Annotated in this window: 1 protein-coding gene and 1 pseudogene; both read right to left on the reverse strand. The window is 78.5% G+C overall.

The window, feature by feature from the left end; translation table 11 throughout:
- Positions 1–931, reverse strand: a 931-nt coding sequence (locus ABZ914_RS51645; protein ID WP_500201853.1) for a GTP-binding protein, incomplete at its 3' end; no start/stop codon positions are given.
- A gap of 2 nt (positions 932–933) precedes the next feature.
- Positions 934–1,142 (reverse strand): annotated as a pseudogene (locus ABZ914_RS51650) (L-seryl-tRNA(Sec) selenium transferase); the annotation flags it as partial.

Below are 1,142 nucleotides of genomic sequence, written 5' to 3' on the forward strand. Positions count from 1 at the left end.
GCCGCTCCAGCGCGAGCCGCGCGGTGTCCTCGCCAAGGGCGCGGACGTGCACCGGGACCGCGGCGGAGCCGACGTGCAGGACGAGCCGCCTCGGCAGGTCGCGCGCGGGGTCGCCGTGCAGCCGGACGTCGACGAGTTCGGTGGGGAGCCACCGTCCGGGGGTGAGCAGCGCGTCGCCGCGGCGGAGCGCGCCGGCGCCGCCGTGCAGGTTGACGGCGACGCGGGCGACGGCGCCGACCTCGTCGTACTGCCGCTTGAGGCTCTGCAGGCCGCGAACCCGGACGGTCTCGCCGCCGGCCGTGAGCCGGTCGCCGACGCGGAGGGTACCGGCGCCGAGCGTGCCGGTCACGACGGTGCCGCGGCCCTGGACGGTGAAGACCCGGTCGATCCACAGCCGCACGTCGGCGGCCTGGTCGGGCTCGGGCAGCGCGGCGGCGAGGTCGGCCAGCGCGGCGCGCAGGCCGTCGAGGCCCTGCCCGGTGGCGCCGCTGACCTCGACCGCGGCGACCTCGCCGAGGGACGTCGCGGCGATCCGCTCCAGCGCGTCGTCGCGGACGCGCGCGGTGGTCGCGGCGTCGGTGAGGTCGCGGCGGGTGACGGCGAGCAGGCCGTGCCGGACGCCGAGCGCGTCGAGCACCGCGAGGTGCTCCTGCGACTGCCGCTGCCAGCCCTGGTCGGCGGCGACGACGACCATCGCGGCGGGGACGGGGCCGACGCCGGCGAGCATGGTCGCGACGAACCGCTCGTGGCCGGGGACGTCGACGAAGGCGACGGGCTCGCCGCCGGGGAGGTCGGTCCAGGCGAAGCCCAGCTCGATGGTGAGGCCGCGGCGCCGCTCCTCCTCCAGCCGGTCGGGCTCCATCCCGGTCAGCGCGCGGACGAGCGTGGACTTGCCGTGGTCGACGTGCCCCGCGGTCGCGACGACGTGCATGCTCAGGGTCCTTCCGTGGCGGAGACCACCGCGCGGGCGACGGCGTCGTCCTCGTCGGGATGCACGGCGCGCAGGTCGAGCAGGCAGCGGCCGTCCTCGACGCGCCCCATCACGGCGGGCGAGCCGCGCCGCAGCCGCGCGGCGTACGGTTCGGGCAGCGAGACGGCCGCGCTCGGCAGGACGACGCCCGGCGCGCCGCCGCCGCCCACGG

It is taken from the genome of Spirillospora sp. NPDC046719 (genome assembly GCF_040645715.1).
GTDB lineage: Bacteria > Actinomycetota > Actinomycetes > Streptosporangiales > Streptosporangiaceae > Spirillospora.